Origin of the sequence: Pontibacter roseus DSM 17521, assembly GCF_000373265.1 — a bacterium.
In the GTDB taxonomy this organism is placed as follows: domain Bacteria; phylum Bacteroidota; class Bacteroidia; order Cytophagales; family Hymenobacteraceae; genus Pontibacter; species Pontibacter roseus.
In genome coordinates this window covers 482,875-501,018 of record NZ_KB890765.1, presented here as the reverse complement: position 1 = coordinate 501,018, position 18,144 = coordinate 482,875, and the positions used below count along the sequence as shown (strand labels likewise).

17 protein-coding genes are annotated in these 18,144 nt (G+C 56.1%); 7 read left to right on the top strand and 10 right to left on the bottom strand.

Annotated features, from left to right (window positions below; genetic code table 11):
* Positions 1–21: 21 nt before the first annotated feature.
* From B051_RS0113685 to B051_RS0113675, 3 genes are all read right to left on the bottom strand, one after another.
* Positions 22–453 (bottom strand): hypothetical protein, encoded by a 432-nt coding sequence (locus B051_RS0113685; RefSeq protein ID WP_018478777.1) that lies wholly within the window; start codon positions 451–453, stop codon positions 22–24.
* Between the two features lie 30 nt (positions 454–483).
* Positions 484–897 (bottom strand): STAS/SEC14 domain-containing protein, encoded by a 414-nt coding sequence (locus B051_RS0113680; protein ID WP_018478776.1) that lies wholly within the window; start codon positions 895–897, stop codon positions 484–486.
* A gap of 82 nt (positions 898–979) precedes the next feature.
* Positions 980–2,239, bottom strand: a complete 1,260-nt coding sequence (locus B051_RS0113675) for an AI-2E family transporter (protein WP_018478775.1) — start codon at positions 2,237–2,239, stop codon at positions 980–982.
* Between the two features lie 233 nt (positions 2,240–2,472).
* Between B051_RS0113675 and B051_RS21320 the strand changes: the two genes are divergently transcribed.
* On the top strand, positions 2,473–3,255 hold the full coding sequence (locus tag B051_RS21320) for a hypothetical protein (RefSeq protein WP_018478774.1): 783 nt from the start codon (positions 2,473–2,475) through the stop codon (positions 3,253–3,255).
* 25 nt (positions 3,256–3,280) lie between these two features.
* Here the strand turns inward: B051_RS21320 and B051_RS0113665 are convergent, their stop codons facing one another.
* On the bottom strand, positions 3,281–3,766 hold the full coding sequence (locus B051_RS0113665) for a DUF6644 family protein (protein WP_018478773.1): 486 nt from the start codon (positions 3,764–3,766) through the stop codon (positions 3,281–3,283).
* A gap of 2 nt (positions 3,767–3,768) precedes the next feature.
* Positions 3,769–4,122, bottom strand: coding sequence for a DUF6152 family protein (locus B051_RS0113660; RefSeq protein ID WP_018478772.1), 354 nt, complete (start codon positions 4,120–4,122; stop codon positions 3,769–3,771).
* A gap of 177 nt (positions 4,123–4,299) precedes the next feature.
* Between B051_RS0113660 and B051_RS0113655 the strand changes: the two genes are divergently transcribed.
* The 6 genes from B051_RS0113655 to B051_RS0113630 all read left to right on the top strand — a co-directional run bounded on the left by B051_RS0113655 (position 4,300) and on the right by B051_RS0113630 (position 10,404).
* Complete coding sequence (locus tag B051_RS0113655) at positions 4,300–4,722, top strand: hypothetical protein (protein ID WP_018478771.1); 423 nt, start codon at positions 4,300–4,302, stop codon at positions 4,720–4,722.
* A gap of 72 nt (positions 4,723–4,794) precedes the next feature.
* Positions 4,795–5,154 carry a hypothetical protein gene (locus tag B051_RS0113650; RefSeq protein WP_018478770.1) on the top strand — a complete coding sequence of 120 codons (360 nt, stop codon included), beginning with the start codon at positions 4,795–4,797 and terminating at the stop codon, positions 5,152–5,154.
* A gap of 118 nt (positions 5,155–5,272) precedes the next feature.
* A complete protein-coding gene (locus B051_RS0113645) occupies positions 5,273–6,178 on the top strand; it encodes a S66 peptidase family protein (protein WP_018478769.1) in 906 nt (301 codons plus the stop codon).
* A gap of 41 nt (positions 6,179–6,219) precedes the next feature.
* Entirely contained in the window at positions 6,220–6,936 is a 717-nt protein-coding gene (locus tag B051_RS0113640; RefSeq protein WP_018478768.1) for an N-formylglutamate amidohydrolase, read from the top strand.
* A gap of 196 nt (positions 6,937–7,132) precedes the next feature.
* On the top strand, positions 7,133–8,584 hold the full coding sequence (locus B051_RS0113635) for an alanine/glycine:cation symporter family protein (RefSeq protein ID WP_018478767.1): 1,452 nt from the start codon (positions 7,133–7,135) through the stop codon (positions 8,582–8,584).
* A gap of 677 nt (positions 8,585–9,261) precedes the next feature.
* Positions 9,262–10,404 (top strand): MFS transporter, encoded by a 1,143-nt coding sequence (locus tag B051_RS0113630; RefSeq protein WP_018478766.1) that lies wholly within the window; start codon positions 9,262–9,264, stop codon positions 10,402–10,404.
* A 77-nt stretch (positions 10,405–10,481) separates the two neighbouring features.
* Here B051_RS0113630 and B051_RS0113625 read toward each other — a convergent pair whose 3' ends face one another.
* From B051_RS0113625 to B051_RS0113605, 5 genes are all read right to left on the bottom strand, one after another.
* Entirely contained in the window at positions 10,482–10,991 is a 510-nt protein-coding gene (locus tag B051_RS0113625) for a hypothetical protein (protein WP_018478765.1), read from the bottom strand.
* Positions 10,992–11,003: 12 nt separating this feature from the next.
* Entirely contained in the window at positions 11,004–12,158 is a 1,155-nt protein-coding gene (locus B051_RS0113620; protein ID WP_026236397.1) for a zinc-dependent alcohol dehydrogenase, read from the bottom strand.
* Between the two features lie 369 nt (positions 12,159–12,527).
* Positions 12,528–13,844, bottom strand: a complete 1,317-nt coding sequence (locus B051_RS0113615) for a RagB/SusD family nutrient uptake outer membrane protein (RefSeq protein WP_026236396.1) — start codon at positions 13,842–13,844, stop codon at positions 12,528–12,530.
* Positions 13,845–13,870: 26 nt separating this feature from the next.
* The gene (locus B051_RS0113610) at positions 13,871–16,879 is read right to left on the bottom strand and encodes a SusC/RagA family TonB-linked outer membrane protein (protein ID WP_018478762.1); all 3,009 of its coding nucleotides are present in this window, start codon (positions 16,877–16,879) and stop codon (positions 13,871–13,873) included.
* 50 nt (positions 16,880–16,929) lie between these two features.
* The gene (locus B051_RS0113605) at positions 16,930–18,129 is read right to left on the bottom strand and encodes an anhydro-N-acetylmuramic acid kinase (protein WP_018478761.1); all 1,200 of its coding nucleotides are present in this window, start codon (positions 18,127–18,129) and stop codon (positions 16,930–16,932) included.
* Positions 18,130–18,144 lie beyond the last annotated feature (15 nt).

Sequence of the window (18,144 nt, the reverse complement as noted above, 5' to 3'; positions counted from 1 at the left end):
GCAATTAGAAATGTGAGGGTGCTATACCTGGACAGACAGGAGCCAGGCCTTGGCGGCCTCGTCTTCCTCAAACGTCCTGATTTCGAACGTATCGTCAATGTGCTGGATGAGACTTTCGATGGTCATGGAGGCATAGATGCTGGAGGGTACCACCTGTGCCAGATACTTCAGCCCCAAGGCCCGCATGCTGGGAGCCCATTCGTTCTCGGCCCATTCCAGGGCCATGTCCCAGGAGCCTATGACGTGCTTGTTGCTGTTCAGCAGGCTTAGGCAGGGTCTTTCCCGCATCATCTCCAGCAGCTTGTAGCCACCTGCCTGCACCGTCTCCACCGACTGCACCCCATACCACTGCGAATACAGAAATGCGTTGTCAGGCATCCTGTTGGCTCTGAAATACACATCGCCAAATATCTTTTTGAGTTCTACCTGCACTTCCATAACTACCCCGTTCATAAGCTTCCTTGTGGCTACCCCTCCAGCCGTTTAATTCTTCAGGGAATATTGCCGCAGCCAGTCCTCGGCGCTGGGCATGTTGTCGAACACCTTTACCTCAAACGCCTTGAAGGTGGCGTAAAAAGCAGCGGCCGTGGACTCCCCAAAGGATGCTGGGTTGGCTATCATGGCAAAATGTTGGATGCCCGCCTGGGCCGCCTGGGGTCCCCAATCGTTTACCACCCAGTCCAGGGAATGGTCCCAGCCACCCAATATCTGCCGCGTGTCGTTGAGGACGCAGGTATAGCCTGCCTCTTTCACCGCAGCGGTATAGGCCAGGGCTCCAGCCTTGACATTCTCCTTCGTCAGGTAGCCTTTCCAGATGACATGCACCCACCGGTTCTCCTTGTCAACGGAGACGGTGATGAATTCCTTCCCAAAAGCATTTTTAAGTTCTTGCCTCATTACTGCGTTGTAAACTGCATACTAAAAATCAAGGTTTCGGGAGTTCTATATTTTTTGGGTTGCAATTTGCGCAGTCGAAGCCTCAGGCGCTCTTCTTGGTGCCGGACTTATTCATCGCCCACCGCTTCAGCTTGTCAAAGAAGCCGTCGCCGCTGTCGTCATTCCCCATGCCCTCCTGCCCAAACAGATACCCCAGGGGTTGCAGCACCGGGATGTGGTCGAACACCACCTTGGCTATACCTAGCACCGGTATGGCGATGAGCATGCCGATGATGCCCCACACGGCTCCTCCCAGCACCACCACAATGATAGTGAATACCGGATTGATGTTCACTTTCTCGCCTACGACATAAGGCTCCAGGATGTAGCTCTCCACGAACTGAGCGACGGAGAAGGTGATGGTCACCCCTACGGCACCCGTGAGGCCACCTCCGGAGAAGACCGCTATACCTACCGCCAGAGCGTAGCCAATGATGTTGCCGATGTACGGAATCAGGGTGAGCACGGCAGCCAGAACAGAAATGAGAATAGCCTGCTGCACACCCGACAGTGAGAGACCGATGGAATACAGCACTGCCAGGAACGCAATCAGAATCAGCCTGCCCAGGAGGTAGTCTTTTGAGACATCGGTGGATTTATTGATGATGTCGCGCGCCGCGTCCCGCTCGTCGTCCGGCACGAACTTCAGGATAGACTTCTTGAACTTGCTTCGGTACAGCAGGAAGAAAAAGACGTAGATGAGCGTGAGCAGGAAGGTGCCCATCATGCCGAAGAACTGCATCAGGAAACTCCCCGCCGTTGACAAGACAGACCCAATAATCCCGCCGCCTCCTTGCGAGGAAGCTTGCTGTTCTTGTGGTTGCTGTGATTGCTGCTGCGGTTGTGGTTGTTGCTGCGCTTGTTGCGGCTCCTGGCTAGCGCTCTGGCTTTGCTCCTGACTACCAGAATCACCCAGAGGGAGCTTGTTCAGAATCCCCTGTTCCTGAACCGCTATACCTGTCTTCTCCTCGATGAAATCCTGCAGTTGCATCAGCTTGGGTTCTAGCCTCTTCTGCAGCTTGGGCCAATCCTCGCTCAGGCTTTTCAGCTGCAGCGCCATCACCCAGGCCATACCTGCAAAAAAGAGCAGAATCAGTAAAACCGAGAGGAAAGCAGACCATCCCCGCTGCAAGCCCTTTTTTTCGAGCCACCGGGCCATGGGCAGCAGTACCATGGCCAACAGAGCGGCCACCGTCAACGGTGCCAGAAAGCTCTTGGCCTGCACCAGTCCCCAGAACAGGAAATACGACCCCACCACGATGAGTGTGCCGTAAAGCAAAATGGTCTTCGCTCGGTTGTTCATATGTCTTTATATAAGTCTAGAACCGCTAACATTCCAGTGACCAGCAGCCCGGCAGACCACGAAACGGACCTGCCGGCACTGAAATCATCTCTACGGCTGCGGGCGTAGGTATGATGTGGCGGGCACGGCGGAAGCCACCTGAGACATCCGCAGGCTATTATTTGTCTGCGGCTTTTGCGAACTTGCCTGCCGTTACGTCCCCTCCGTTTTCACCTTATGCGCCGCTGCCGCCTATGAACCGCTTTTTACCGCAAGACAAATCCGCTGAACTGCTCCGGGTGCTGCAGGCTTCTTCCATCCAGACGTCCTATGACCCCGAAAAGCATCGGTTGGCGCTACTCGACGACTCCGGTAACGAGCAGGTATACTTCCGCCTGCCCATCACGCTTCCGGCCCCTGCACCGGGGCTAGTGGCAGGAGCTACACAGGTGAATTATGTGGTGGTGCTGATTCAATCGGGCAACTGCGCGCTGGGTTATTTTGAGAACGGCTTCAACCTCGACCACAAGGTGTTCCGCTCCTACATGGTGCGCAAGAAGCAAGGCAAGAGCCAGATAAAGTACCTCAAGACGAAAGGCAAATCCCGGGCGGGCTCGCGGGTGCGGCTGGGCGAGACGCTGGAGTTCTTTGAGAACATCAACGGCCGGCTGCAGGAGTATTTTGAGGAACACGAGGTGCACCGCATTGCCATCAGCTGCTCCAAGACGCTCCTCCCCTACCTGTACAACTCCAAAGTCGCTACGCCCTTTCACAAGCACGACCCGCGCCTGTTCCGGATTCCGAGGCACATCCACACGCCCATCTATGAGGTGCTATTGGACACCAACCGCTTTCTGCTGCGCGGCGAACTGATTTACGAACCGGCGCAGCAGCCCCTGGTGGACAATCTGCTGCAAAACCTGGATTGGCGGGAAGAAGAGGCCCCTGGCGAGTGGTATATGGAAGAAGAGGCGGAGTTTGACGAAGCAGATGACTTGTATGAGGAAGAGGAGGAAGAGCCGGGTGAGTGGGATTGAGGAGAGCTTTCCGGGGTACGTAACTTCAGTAGGCCAGCAGCCTGCCGCAGGCAATCACCAGCAGCCAAACAAGCATAGAGCAAATAGCCACGGCTTTGGCGGCAACAGGTATACCCGTGTGTTGCCAGGCTTCTGAAGACGGGGAAAGAAAGCGGTGGAACAACCCGGCATTGAGTCCGCCCACCAACAGCAGCAGCATTTTGAGGTGGAAAACGGTATCCGCTGCCAGCGTGACGGCATTGGTACTGAAGAGCAGCAGGCCCGACGGCACCAGCAGGTATAGCCCCCGCCGTGACCAGGGCAGCAGGTGCTGCGCCAGTGCCGGGGCAGGTATAGCGCGGGATAGCCCCAGCAAACGCAGGTCGAACAGAAAGGCACCGCCCACCAACCACACGATGCCCAGGATGTGGGCTATCTCCAAAGCAGGGTATAGCCAGGAAGATTCTCGAATGGCTGCCGCCACCGCAGAATTCTCCAGTGCCGCCAGCAGGCCGCCCGCTGTACCGGACACGGCTAGCGCAACTCTACTTTCTTATCCCCCACGAAAATCCGTTCGGCCCGCATCTCCTGGCTGCCATCCTTATGCGGATAGCCCACTACCCGCACCTCATCGTTCGGCTGAACCATTTTCTTGCTCAGGCCACGGGCCTCCATGCGGCTGGGAGGCGCCAGCACCACCGTCCAAACCTCGTCCTCGTGCTGCAGCTGCAGCATGCCGTGCGGGTTTTCAAAGGTGATTTCCTGCACTTGCCCGGTGTAGTCCAGTTCCTTGGTCTGGTCGTAGTTGGCCCAACCGTGGTGCAGCACCGACAGCACCATGGCCAATGGGAAAAGCAGGTATACGGATAGATTGACAGGCAACAGCATAGGCTTAAATATTTCAGGTACAACAACTTATATAAAACGAATCTCGGCAACAGAAAGGTATGGCTCACAGTGCGAAAGCCTCTGGCGGAGCGTACACGGGGCATTAATCCAAATGCGGAAGTACTATTCTGATGGCTGGAAGTACGTATAAATAACGATTAACCAACAAAGCACCTCATGAATACACCAGAAGAAACCCTTGAGGAATCCGGGAAAGTATTGCCCGACCCGAAAGTACTCGTACCAGACGCCCTGCAGGAAGTGAACGCCGTGTTCATGGGCCCTGTGGAAGACGGCTACTTCCAACCCATACCCGACAAAGCCAACACCCCGCCCCGGTGGGAACAGGGCAGTTACAGCCTGGCCGCCGGCAAATGGCCCTCCCCTGGCTCCACCGCCGACCTCATGGACCTCAGCTCCTACAATGGCTACACGATTATGGTCGTGGCATCGGCCTGGAACAAAGAAGTCATCAGCCAAGCCAGAATTTTCGGGGTGCTCTCCCCCATGGCCGGCGATGTGGTAGCCAAGTACGGCTACAGCGCGCTGCAGGCAAAGGAAGAGGAAATAGCCAATTATATTTCCGGCATCTCCAACTAGGCTTACGGCAACGGCTATACCTGTGACCAAACGCTTGTAATTCCGTATTAGACTCAACCAAAACGCAACACTATGGAAAACAATTTGGAGAGAGACCTGGCCGTGTTTCAGCAGGTATGTGAGGTGAACGAGCTGGACCCGCAGACAATAACGGAAGAGGCGCAACGCCGCTTCCCCGACAGCTTCACGAAAGGCCCCAACGCAGAGCGCTTCATCTGGACGGCACTGGACCACCGTGCCCAGGCGCTGCTGCAAGGTATAGCTACCCAGGAGTCAGACACCTTAAACAAGCAGCATATGTATACCATTGACGCCGACCCGGCCGCGCCCAGTTTTGTGATACAGGAAGACCGCATCCGCAGCCAGTACGGCGGCAAAGCGGAAAAAATCATCGAAGCGCTCGGGCAGGTCCAGCTTCCGGTTACAGGCTGACGCCTCTCTGTCTATACCTGGGTAGAAGTACGCAGCAGGCAGTGGCTGAACTACCCAATCTCGTCAAGGGGCCCAACTTCATCTATCCTTCCGCCGTTCGGGGTGAAAAAACGAAACCATGATTCTACCTCCTTTCCTCAAGGCTGGCGACAAGGTGGGCGTGCTGAGCACCAGCAACTACACTGAGCAGGAATACATCGACGGGCTGCTCGACATCCTGAAAGAATGGCGGCTGGAACCCGTGCTGGGAAAGACGATAGGGCCGCGGGAGGGCAGCTTCGCCGGTTCGGACGAGCTCCGGAGAAAAGACCTGCAGCAGATGCTGGATAACGATGAAATCAAGGCGGTGCTGGAGACCATGGGCGGGTATGGTATCCTTCGGGTGATTGACCAGATAGACTTCAACAAGTTCAAGTACAATCCCAAGTGGCTCGTAGGCTACAGCGACACCACTTTCCTGCACAGCCATGTGCAGAGCATGCTAGGCACTGCCTCCATACAAGGCACCATGGCCAGCGACCTGGAAGGCGGCTACAAGGTAACATCCTGGGAAAGCCTGCGGAAGGCCCTGTTCGGGGAGAAGCTGGAATACAAGGTGAAGGCCCACCCGCTGAACCGCAACGGCACAGCGGAGGCTACATTGGTGGGCGGTACGCTCAGCATCCTGTGCAACGCCAAAGGCACCATGTCAGAGGCGAACACGAACGGCAAAGTGCTGTTTCTGGAGGAGGTGGGGGAACAGTATTTCCGGCTCGACAGCTACCTCATGTCTCTCAAGCACGCCGGCAAGTTTGAGTACGTGAAAGGGCTGGTGGTGGGCCGCCTCACCGATATCAAAGAAGACGACCCACCCTTTGGGAAAACGCCGGAGGAAATCGTGCTGGACGCGGTGAAGGAGTTTGACTTCCCGGTTTGCTTCGGATTTCCTGCTGGCCACAGCGGCGTGAACAGCGCCCTGATTTTCGGTGCCGACGTCCGCCTGACCGTGTCAGACAAAGGCGCCACCCTTTCTTTTGATAGCTGAAACCGCAGCAGGCTCATTCCCTAACTAAGCTGAAAACACCCATGTCCTATACCTACATCCTGACATGCGAACACGCCGGAAACGAGGTTCCGAAGGAGTACGCACACCTGTTCAAGGGCAAAGAAGAAGTACTCTATACCCACCAGGCCATTGACTTTGGCGCCCTACGGCTTGCCCGGTACCTGGCAGCAGAGACAGATTTCCCCCTATACCTGACCACCACCTCCCGCCTGCTGGTGGAGGCGAACCGGTCGCTGGACAATGAGGAGCTGTTCTCAGAGTATAGCCGGAAGCTGTCGGAGAAGGAAAGGCAGATTGTGTTGGGAAAGCACTATTACCCGCACAGGAGGCAGGTGGAGAAAAAGATAGAGCAGGCCCTCGCATCCGGGGAGAAGGTAATCCATCTGGCCATCCATACCTTCACGCCTGTTCTGGATGGGGAGGTACGCCCGGCTGACATCGGTATCCTCTTCGACCCGGAGCGCCCATTAGAAGCGGCTTTTGCGCAACAACTTCAGGACGCGCTGCAGGCTTCCAACCCGGAACGGAAAGTGCTCTTCAACTCCCCCTACCCCGGCACCGATGACGGACTGCCCACCTACCTGCGGACTAAATTCGGGCCGGACCACTACACTGGATTTGAGCTGGAGGTCAACCAAAAATACTTCCTGAACGGGGAACCTGCGGTTTGGGAAAAAATAATGAAAGAAATCACCTCGACGGTTCAGTCTGTCACCTTTGCGTTCCACCATACCTGATGCACTGATTCAATTCCCTGTACAAGAGTTCTTTCCACCACTGCGTTTTTGCCTGCCCTTGCCCCATTTAGTAAGTGGCTTCACCATTCCCGTCCCCTCCTTGTTGTGCGCGCTTTTGAAAATTATGCTATCTTAGTCGGCTGAGGCGCTTTTGGTGCCTATTTGTCTACCTCTTTACCCCGCCTACTGAGACCGTATGGAAGAAACCATCAGCGCCATCAACAACATCGTCTGGAGCGACGCCCTCATCGTACTGTGCCTGGGAGCCGGCATTTATTTCTCTATCGTCACCCGTTTTCTGCAGGTACGCCACCTGGGCGAGATGATTCGGCTGCTCTTCCAAGGGAAGTCATCAGACAAAGGCGTGAGTTCCTTCCAGGCCTTCTCCTTGGCCATTGCCGGGCGTGTGGGCACGGGCAACATAGCCGGTGTGGCGACAGCCATCGCGATGGGAGGCCCAGGGGCCGTGTTCTGGATGTGGATGATTGCGTTCCTGGGAAGCGCCTCGGCCTACGTGGAGGCCACGCTGGGCCAGATTTACAAGGAGGTGAGAAACGGCGAATACCGCGGTGGCCCTGCCTACTACATTGAAAAGGGACTTGGCGTGAAATGGTATGCGGTGGTGTTTGCCATCGCCACCATCATCAGTATGGCCCTGTTCCTGCCAGGTGTGCAGAGCAACAGCATCGCCTCCGGCATCAGTACTGCCTTTGAGGTTCCTGTGGCAGTCACGGGTGGCGCCATCACCTGTTTGCTGGCGCTTATCATCATCGGGGGTGTGAAGCGGATTGGCCAGGTAGCGCAGTTCGTGGTTCCTTTTATGGCCGGTGCCTATATTCTGATGTCCTTCGTCATCATCGGGTTGAACATTACGGAGGTGCCAGCCGTCCTTAGCCTCATCGTGGGCTCAGCTTTTGACCTGGAGCCCGCCTTCGCAGGCGTGTTCGGCATGGCCATCTCTTGGGGTGTGAAGCGGGGCATCTACTCCAACGAGGCCGGACAGGGTACGGCACCACATGCCGCCGCCGCTGCGGAGGTCAGCCACCCCGCCAAGCAGGGACTGGTGCAGGCCTTCTCGGTATATGTGGATACGCTCTTCGTCTGTACCGCCACCGCTTTCATGATTCTGTTCACGGGGCAGTACAACGTAGTGAACCCGGAGGGTGGCTTTATTGTGGAGAATCTGCCGGGTGTGGCCATTGGGCCGGAGTTTACGCAGCAGGCGGTCAATACGTACTTCCCTTCGCTGGGCAGTGGCTTTGTGGCCATCTCGCTGCTCTTCTTCGCCTTCACCACCATCATGGCCTATTACTACATCGCGGAGACCAACGTCAGCTACCTGGCCCGCAACGGCAACCAGACATGGATGCTGTGGGCGCTGCGTGGTGTCATTCTGGCCTCTACGTTCTACGGCTCCATCAAAACGGCTGAATCGGCCTGGGCACTGGGCGACATTGGCGTGGGCATCATGGCCTGGTTGAACGTGGTAGCCATCCTGCTACTCCGTAAACCCGCCCTCCGCGCACTCAAAGACTACCAGGCACAGCGGAAAGCCGGTCTCGACCCTGTTTTCAGCGCTAAAAAGCTAGGCATCGTGAACGCACCGGAATGGGACAAGCAGGAGCAGCGGCAAGAGGTGGTGGCGTAATTGGTTTTGTCTGATTAACACACTCTACTTTTCTCCTTGGTATGTCTGCTATGCGTGCCGGCTATACCTGCTCCCTACCTATTTTAGCATTCCGTCCATCCCAGTGATTCCGACGAAAGGAGGAATCTTTTACGCTACCTGCCGCCGGTGCGAGTGGAGCGGGAACCGGCGGTGAAAAGCGAGAACCGGCCTTGGGAAGGAACTCGCAATAAAGTCACGTTCGCTCTGGCGCTGAACTTGCGACAGAAGCAGTACAAGATTCCTCCTTTTGTCGGAATGACAATAAAGAGCAGTAACAGCAGGGCTCCCCTCCTGGCGGTAGGGGCGTTTGAACCCGATACAGCTAGCTACCGCCCCTCCCCCTAATCGACACAACCACTCCACCCTCCAATCTGCTTTCCCCTCCAAAGCTCCCATACCTGATGGAAGTCCTCGAGTTGCACCGTTTCAGGAACCGTTAGCTTCTTTTCCGGTTCTTGCAGAATCACACAACTTAGCTGCTGCTCAGGCAGTAAACTTCAGGCGTCTCACAGCCTGGCAATACTCTACAAAAGCAGTTACCAGACTTGGTTGATGGGCTCTTTGATACCGATTTTGTACCAGAGAACAGGTATAGGCGCAGCCTGTACCTGTAATACTGTTATTTTTTGCGCAATTTGCGCCTTTAGAATTTTTTCATGCAACTTATCCAAAAACAGCGACTATCGCTTAGCCTGTTCTTCTTCCTGTCTGGTTTTAACTTTTCCAGCTGGGCTTCCCGCATTCCTACCATAAAAGAACATCTGAGCCTGAACGAGGCAGAACTGGGCACCATACTGCTCTCCATGCCTGTCAGCTCACTCATAGGGCTACCGCTTTCTGGTTGGCTGGTGGCGAAGCTGGAGACGCGCATACCCCTGACTGTCGCCTTCCTGCTCAACTCCCTTTGCCTCATTGGCATTGGCCTGGCCAATACGGCTTTCACGCTCATCCTTGCCTTGTTCCTGTTTTCGCTGACGATGCGCATTTTCAACATTGCGGTGAACACGCAGGCCATCACGCTGCAGAAGCAATACGACCGCAAGATAAATGGCTCGTTCCATGGTCTGTGGAGCACGGGGGGCATTGTGGGGGTAGGCTATACCACGCTGCTGGTGGCGTTCAACGTGCCCATGGTGATGCACCTGGCCTCTGTGGCGGTGCTGTCGGTGCTGGCGGCGCTATACTTCTACCGTTTCCTGCTGCGCAACGACAGGTCTACGACGGGCAACCGGCTGGCCTTCGGGAAACCGGACCCTTACATCCTATACCTGGGCCTGCTGGTGTTCTTTGCCGCCGTCTGCGAAGGAGGTATGTTCGACTGGAGCGGCATCTATTTTCAACAAGTGGTGAAGGAGGACGTGTTCACCGCCGGCTACCTGGTTTTCATGTCGTTCATGGCGCTATCGCGGTTCGTGTCGGACCGCATCATCAATAAGATAGGTATGGCTACCACGTATATGCTGAGTGCGCTGCTCATCTTCGTCGGCATTGGGCTGTCCATCCTGTTCCCTAGTTTCTGGCCAGCCATGGTGGGCTTCTCGTTGGTGGGTTTTGGGACGGCCGCCGTCATCCCCATGACCTATACCCTGGCAGGTGCCTCACAGAAGTATTCTCCAGGTATAGCCATCTCCCTCATCGCCACGTTCGGCATTGTGGGCATGCTCATTGGTCCGCCCCTAATTGGCTACCTGGCCCACGCCTTCAACCTGCAGATTTCGTTCATCGCCTTTGCCTTGGCCGGCATCATGCTGATTCCCATTTCGCAGCTGTTCTTCAAGTTGGAGAAGGCCACGCACTAAATAAGGCATCTATCCAAAACAACAAAGGCAGCTACGGGATGGTAGCTGCCTTTGGTTTGGCCTGTCTTACATATGATTTAGTCGTCGTCGTTTTTGCGGGTCATCAGAAAGACGGCTCCTGCGGTGATGGCGGCCACCACAGCCAGCTTGGCGAACAGGCCGGGTTTGTCGTGTCGCCACTGGGCCACATAGCCTTTCTCCACAAAAATGTTGGGGAAGGTGCCGTGCATGAAATCATCGATGACGCCTTCCACCACGTTCACACGGTCCGCCAGAATCAGCGGCAGCCAGTGGCCGTACTCATTCTCACTCTTCTTGAAGGCCATCCGACGAATCATGCCACTCAGCCCGCTGGGCGGGACAGATGTTCCGAACACGGCCGTCAGGTTAGGACGCTCTATCGAGTGCAGAATCTCAACGGTTTGGGCTTGCTGCGTAGGTCGCTCCCAGGTATAGCCCTTGTGCTCCTCGTTAGTGCGCCGCTTCATGGGGTAGGTCGGGTCGTTCTTCGGGTCCGCGTCTATCCCCCAGCCTTTGATATGCTTATAGTCCGCCCCTCGTTTATTTATGAAATCAGTATTTTCCATGGTTTCGTCGATTTAAGATTTGACTGATGGTGGAATTAGAACCGGCTTGATGCAATTGTCCAGCTTAGCCGAGAAAAGTCGGTAGCCTTCCGCCACCTCTTCCAGCGGAATCCGGTGCGTGATGAGTTCCTTCGGATTGAGGATGCCGTTCTGTACGTGCTCAATCAGACGGGGCAGCAGACGTTTTACCGAGGCTTGATTTGCCCGGATGGTAAGCCCCTTGTTCAGGACATTGCCGATAGGCACCAGGTTGTCGGTAGGTCCATATACCCCAACAATGGAAACGATGCCGCCTTTCTTGACGCAGTTGATGGCCCAGTGCAAAGCCGTCGCGGAACCTGCCTGCAGCAGAAGTTTCCTGCCCGTGATGGTCTGCATGGCGTTGCCGGCCGCTTCCGCCCCTACTGCATCGATGCACACGTCCGCTCCCAGTGAATCGGTCTGCTTTTTGGCAAACACCGCCAAGTCCCCTATCTCTTCAAAGTTATAGGCCTCGCATTGCGCGTAGTTTTTGGCGAATTCCAGACGGTAGTCTATGTGGTCGATAATCATCACGCGGCCCGCCCCGAACAGCCAGGCGCACTTAGCCGCCATGATACCCACCGGACCAGCCCCGAACACCATCACGGTATCGCCGGGCTGTATGCCTGCCATCTCAGCGGCCTGGTAGCCAGTCGGCACCACATCCGTCAGCAGTACGGCATCGTCCAGGTCCATCCCTTCCGGAATCACGGTTGGCCCCACGTTGGCGTAAGGCACGCGCACATACTCCGCTTGTCCGCCGTCGTAGCCACCCGCTGTGTGGGAGTAGCCGAAGATGGCGCCCACAGCCGTGGCCTGGGAGTTCGATTCGTGGCAGTTGCCGTACAGCTCCTGCCGGCAGAAGGCGCACTTGCCACAGGCGATGTTAAAAGGCACAAGCACGTTGTCGCCCACCTTCACCTTAGTCACCTCAGAGCCAATTTCCACCACCTCACCGGTGAACTCGTGCCCGAAGGTTGTGCCCACGCGCGTATCCGGTACATTGCCGTTGTACAGGTGCAAGTCGGAGCCACAGATACAGGAGCGGGTCACCCGCACGATGGCATCCTCGGGATGCAGTATCTCTGGCATGGGTTTATGGTCGATGCGGACCCGCTTGGGCCCCCGATAGTTCATTGCTAGCATAAGTTTGTTTTCAGTTTTAAGTTAGTGTTCGTCAACCAGCGAGCCCTCAAGGCTTTGCCTTTAGCGTTTAGATACATACTTATCTATACCTGACAGGTTGCAAAAATTGTATTAATATAAGATAGCGCTATATTACAATGCAGCTATTTAAACAGGAAAATAGCTGCATCCATGGGTTAGGATTCAATCACAGATATTTAACCAGTTATATAAATTTGCACTTCAAAGTGCGCTCGCTACAGTAGGCCATGTTGCCATACCCTAGCCATGTTGCCATACCCTACAAGAAAAGTCCCTCCAGCTGTCATACCTTCATCAGCGGGAGGGACTCTCATAAACAGGCTATACCTATGGTAGGTATATGTGAAATCAGATGACCGGGTCGTTAGGTGTGTTCGGGTTGTTCAGTCGCTCCTGGTCCGGGTATGGATAGAAATTGCGATTCCGCTCTGCTGTGTTTTCGGGTGGTGCCGGACGATTGAACCGGCGGCTGTCCTCCCACTTCTGCCCGCTCAGGTATAGCTCTGCCGAACGCTGCTTGTATACCTCCAGCAACAGAGCCTCCGTGGTGACGGGGCCACTGTAAGCCGGCAGCCCAGCATGCACGCCAAACGGGTCACCGGACGTCTGTGTCCGCACCTCGTTAATCAGCGCCAGCGCCTCCGCCGTGGAGCCACCGCTACGCAGAATGGCTTCTGCCTTGATCAGCTTCATCTCATCGGGCAGGTAGGCAGGTATGGGGGTAGTCTGGGAGCCGAAAAAGCCGGCCAGGGTCCTCACAGGGTCTCCAGCTACCTGGTCAGTTGCTCCCGTCATGTAAAATTCAAAGCGTCTGTCACCTGCCTCAAACAGCTCTGCCGGCAACCCGAATCTGTCCCGCGGTCTGAAATAGGCTAAGATGAAAACCGTGTTGTAAACTGGGTTCGGACTCAGGGTGCTGTACACAAACTCAGACCGCACAGACAGATTCACCTTGTCTGCATTGGCGATGGCCTCTGCATAGTTTCCCGCATACAGGTTATACCGGGCGTTGTAAGCGTAGAGAGTGTTCTTCAAGTCAAAGTTTGGCCCTGTCACCAGCGTGACGAACTCCTGTGAAACCGGAGTGGCGTCAAGCAAAGCAATCCCCTGGTTCAGGTGCGAAATCGCCTCGGCCAACACTTCGTCCCTTGGGCGGAAGGTCGGCTTATCTGTTCTGCTTGTCTCGGTGTTCGCCTGCTCGAACGAGGTGGCCAGGGTACCGAGGGCTGTGGCCTTGAAAAGGTGCGCCTGCGCCAGGATACCGCTCAGTGTGCCTCCCGACAAGGTGGGGATATTGGGGGCATTCTCCAGAATCTGTTCGCTCATGAGCATGACCCGCTGCATGCGGGACCATAGGCCCAGGATGTTGCCGTTGAAGGTCGGGAGGGCCGTGCCGCCTGCCTCCAACTCCAGCACATTGGTGAAGGTGGCCACGCCCTTCATTTCGCGGCCAGTCACACCCGGGTATAGCAAAGCGGCTTCCAGGCCGGAGGTGGAATAGAATTGCCGCACCCCCACACTCAGGGCAATCATGCCTTCCCGTGTTGGCAACACCTCCACATCGCTGGCTGCGTTGGGGTTGGGAATGTCCAAATCACAGCCGCTCATGAGCAACAGGCAACCAGACAGTACCCCTATCTTTAAGTATGAAACTATATTTCTCATGGTATATCTATTTAGGTTGAAGTAGACTAGAACGACACGTTGATTCCAAGCGCATAGGTCCTCGGGATGGGCACCTCCACAAAGTCAAAGCCACGCACCGCGTTGGTCTGGCCGGCCGCGTTCACCTCTGGGTCGTAGCCGCTGTAGTCGTCAATAGAGAACAGGTTGCGTCCTGCCAGGCTGAGTCGCACATTGCTGCCCCCCAGGAAGGGCGGCTTGAAATCATAGGCAACCGACACCTCCCGCAGCTTGATGTAGGACCCGTCTTCGATGTAGTTCTCAAAGATGCCGAACAAGGCAGCCGAAGTGCCTTTGGGCACCTCTCCTCTCAGCTCCGGCTCATAGCCAGCCAGGCCACCGTACAGGTCGCGTTCTCCTACGCGGCGGGTGAAGTTGAACACATCAAACCCATAGGCCGCATCAAACTGCGTGCGGAAGGACAAGCTGTTGCCTACCGTCAGCTCATTCACCCAGGAACCTGTCCAGTCCGGGTTCGGGTCACCAATCACTTTCGGTCGGGTAGCGCCCGTCGGCTGCCCTGTTTCCGGGTTGCGGCCTATGCGCTCCGGCTGCGGCAGGCCTGACGGGGTGAGCAGCAGCGACCCATCCTCGTTACGGGCAAAGTAGGTGCTGTAGAAGGCCCCTATAGGGTATCCGTTCACGGCCGCCACCTGCCCGAAACCACCTGGGAACGTCACCACGCCTCCCGGTATATCATTCAGTTCATTCTTGTTTCTGGAGTATATCAGGGTGGAGGTCCAACGCATTCTTTCCGACTGTAGCGGGACACCGGTCAGCATCAGCTCAATCCCCTTGTTGGTCATGGTACCCACATTGGCATACTGGTTCAGAAAACCGATGCTTGGATTGAGGTTGATGAACAGCAGCAGGTCCTCCACATCTTTCTTGTAGTAGGAGAATTCCAGTCCGAGTCTGCCATTAAGCAGACTCATGTCCACACCCACTTCCTTCTCGATTTGCCGTTCCGGTTTGATGCCGGGGTTCCCTAGCAGAGGAGCAGAGGCAACGCCCGGCAGACCTGGCAGAGAAACAGGGTTATAGCTCGTATACCTGTCAAATGCCCGAATGGCCGTCAGGTTACCAGCCTGCCCGTAGGAAGCCCTCAGCTTGAGTATAGGTATCACAGTCGCCATATTCTGCCAGAACCCTTCATTAGAAATCAGGTAGCTTCCGCTCAGCTTCGGGTAGAACTGCCACCTCTCCTCCTCCCCAAACACAGACGACACATCGTAGCGGCCAGCACCCGTCAGAAACAGACGGTCCCCGATGCCAAAGGTCTGCTGGGCGAAGAAACCGAGTATGTTGATGTCGCCCCTTTCCTCCCCTGACACCACGGTGGCTCCCGTGGCAATCTCGGCGATGGGGCCAAGCTGCGTGGCGCTGATGCCGGTGGTGTAATATTTCTCCAGTTGCGCCGTGGCGCCTATACCCGAAGTTGACTCCAGCCAATCCGACAAAAATGTGCGGTAGGAGACGTTCAGGTCGTTGTTGAGCAGGTAAGAGGTCCTGTCGGCGCGGCGGGAGTAGCCCGTGTTGTAAGAAGGCGTGGTGTTACCTGCCGGTATAAAACCGGTCGCAATCTGGGTGGAGTTGTCGTAGCCCAGCACATAATTGATGTTCAGGTTGTTGATGGGCGTCAGGCTCAGCTGGAAGTCCCCGATGAAACGGTTGGTACGCTGCTCAAAGTCGAACCGCTCAATAGCCTCCAGTGGGTTGGTGCGCCGCAAAATGGCCGTCGGGGCAGTGGAAGGAAAGACCCCTGTCACAGGGTCTGGATTGGGATTGATGAAGTTGTTGCTGAAGATGAAGCCGGTCAATGCACCATATGTCTCCAGCAGCCCTCCGTTCGGAATCTCCTGGCTGGTGCTGAGCACGTAGTTGGCTCCCAGCGACACGGATATCCAGTCATTCAGCGTCTGGTCGATACGCACCCTGGCACCACCCCGCGTGAACTGTGTGTTATCGATGATGCCCTGGTTGCGCAGGTAGTTGCCGCTCATGAAGTACTGCGTCTTGGCACTGCCCCCCGAAACAGAAAGGTTGTTCTCCGTGCCGTAGGCAGTGCGGAAAATCTTGTCCTGGTAATCGTAGCGCTGCACCGGCTCCTGCGTCAGGTCTGCGGCCAGCGTGTTGACGAAGCGGAAGGGATAGTCGTTATACTCCAGCGTCTTGCGTACTTCACTCACCCTGAACTGCGTCGAGACAGCCACCTGTGGCTTTCCTTCCTTGCCGCGTTTCGTGAATATCTGCACCACGCCGTTGCTGGCCCGCGAGCCATAGATAGCCGCCGCCGCCGCCCCTTTGATAATCTCGATGCGGTCGATGTCGTTCGGGTTGATGTCCACCAATCGGTTCTGCGCATAGCCTCCCAGGTCAATGAGTTCAGGGGAGCCGTTGTTGATGATGACGCCATCCACGATGTAGAGCGGGTCACCTGAGCCTACCACCGTGCTCGTGCCCCGCAGGCGCACGCTGATACCACCGGCGGGGTTGCCGGAGTTCTGTGAAATCTGGGCACCGGCCACCTTGCCGGCCAGGGCCTGGTCCACGGAGGTGGCCACACTGTTTTCGAGTGCAGCGGCCGAGACGGTGGAGATGGCATTGCCCAGCTGTTTCTTGCTCGTAGCCACCGAAGTACCCGTTACCACCACTTCCTCCAGCCCTACAATATCCTCGCTCAGTTGGGCATCCAGGCTGACGGTGGGCGCATTACCCAGCACCACCTGGCGTGTCTCCGGCTTGAACCCGACAAAGGAGAAAATCAGCTGGTAAGTGCCGGCTGGCAGGTTGGCGGACAGGTTGTACTGCCCGCTGGCATCGGTGGCCGTGGCGACGTTGTTGTTCTGAAACCGGACGACGACGCCTGGCAGAGGGGCTTTGGTGCGGGCATCCGTCACGGTACCCGATACGACGAAGGGTGTGTTTTGCGCGACTGCCACCTGACTCAGCAGCAAGAGCGTACACAGCAGGGTTGCCTTGATGGTAAGCCACCCACTCAAGTAAAATTCTCTCATAGCGATTTCAATTAGTACTGTACATATTCTGGTTTATAAGTTGATTTCAATTAGGCTGGCAGGCTGATTTTGCCCATGAGCACAGACGGCACCCGCATCTGCCCCGGACCAAAGTCTATCCGTTCCCCTACCAGGCATTCGTTGGCCAGCGTGGCAAACAGCACCGCTTCCTTAGCATCCGGAGGCACCCCCAATTCGGCTGTGTCCCGCACCTCCACTTTGCCAAGCAGCTCGTTTATGTTCTGTAGCAGCAGCGGGTTGTGCATGCCGCCCCCACTCAGGTATATCTCAAACTCCTCCCCCTGCAGCGTTCTATCCAAGGCCTGGCAGATGCCACTGGCCGAGAAGCGGTTCAGGCTGGCCATGACATCCTCAGGAGCCAAGCCGGTTGTTCCGGACTTCCGCTGCGCCTCTTCCAGGTATAGCAGATTGAAGAGTTCGGGCCCTGTGGTTTTCGGGAAGCCTTGCTCAAAGAAAGGGTGGTCCAGCAGCGCGTCCACCAAGGCGGGGCTATACCTGCCACGTGCCGCGATTTTAGAATCAGCATCGTAGTAGGTGCCCGGGAAATGCGCCTGCACATAGGCATCCATCAGAGTGTTGCCAGGCCCTACATCCGTAGAGAAAATGCGGGTGGTATCGAGGTCGCCGGGCAGGAAGGTGAAGTTGGCAATACCCCCTATGTTGAGCATGATGCGGTTCTGTCCCAGCTTCGAGAAGAGCAGGTAATCGCCGTATACCGCCAAGGGAGCGCCCTCTCCGCCGGCCGCAATGTGCTTCTGCCTGAAATCGCTTAAGGTGATGATGCCGGTCTTCACTGAGATGTGGTCCCCGTCCCCTATCTGCAGCGTAGCGTTCGGCATACCTGCTATCCCGTGCAGCGAGGCCGGCGCATGGTAAATGGTTTGGCCGTGGCTGGCAATCACGTCCACCTCGGCTGGCGTTATACCCCACTGCTGCAGGCTTTGGTTGATGAGTTCGGCATGGAAGCTACCGATGTAGGCGTGCAGCAGGCATACCTTCTCCAAGTCTACCTGCCACTTCGAGAAAATCGCTTTTACCTCCTGCTTGAAGGCCGCGTCATACGGCATGGTGGTGAATTGGCGGAGGTGCAGTTGGGTTTGGGTGCCGTGTCCTGAAAACTCGCAGAGGGCAATATCGAGACCGTCCAGTGAGGTGCCGGACATCAGACCGATAATGGTCCTTTTCTCTTTGTTGGCTATATCGAACAGGTGCCCAAGGCCTTTATTCATACAATCTGTAGCAAG